Source organism: Streptomyces sp. CO7 (assembly GCF_053474865.1).
Genome location: NZ_JBRIOU010000005.1, coordinates 198,403 through 199,208, shown reverse-complemented (window position 1 = coordinate 199,208; position 806 = coordinate 198,403). Strand labels below are relative to the sequence as shown.

Annotated in this window: 1 protein-coding gene; it reads left to right on the top strand. The window is 73.6% G+C overall.

All coding sequences use genetic code 11. The annotated features are described in order from the left end of the window. Window positions 1–96 precede the first annotated feature (96 nt). A complete protein-coding gene (locus ACOV8S_RS19330; protein WP_448319059.1) occupies window positions 97–714 on the top strand; it encodes a TetR/AcrR family transcriptional regulator in 618 nt (205 codons plus the stop codon). Window positions 715–806 lie beyond the last annotated feature (92 nt).

The following is an 806-nucleotide window of genomic DNA, read 5'->3' as shown; positions in this document are numbered from 1 at the left end:
CGTGAGCCCCGCGTGTGAGACGCCCCGAAGAATGGATGCGCCACCACCTGCTTCTATAGGCAGACTGACCTACCTAATTAAGGGAGGGAGGGCCGGATGAGCGAGAGCACCGGACCGGTGGAGGCGGGTGCACGCCCCGGCAGGCGGCGCGGAGCCGCGCGGGAACGTCTGCTGGCCGCCGCGGCCCGCCGCTTCTACGCGGACGGGGTGGCGGCGACCGGCATCGACACGATCACCGCCGAGGCGGGCGTGGCGAAGATGAGCCTGTACAACAACTTTTCCTCCAAGTCCGACCTGGTGATGGCCTATCTCGACGCACGGCACGAGGAGTGGCTCGGCCTCTACCGGCAGCGGCTGGAGACGGCCCACGACGCACGCGGCCGGGTCCTCGCGGTCTTCGACGCCTACGCCGACCATGCCGCCTTCGCCTACGACCGGGGCTTCCGCGGCTGCGGCCTGCTGAACGCGGCCGCGGAACTGCCCGCCGGGGACGAGGGCCGGGAGGTGGTGCGCCGGCACAAGGAGGAGGTCGAGGGCCTGCTCGCCGGGCATCTCGGCAAGCTGCTCCCCGGCAGTCCGGAGCGGGCCCGGGCGACCGCGGAACACCTCTCCTTCCTGCTGGAGGGCGCGATGGCCCGGGCCGGCCTGGAAGGCGCCGGCACCCGGCTGGAGCGGGCCCGGGCGATGGCGTCCGATCTGCTGGACCGGCTGTGAGGCGGGCGGGCGCCCGCGGGGGCGGTTCCCTGGAGGGTCCGCAGCGGGGCGGTGGCCGTCCGACGGGCGGAAGTCGCACGGCGGACATGGGC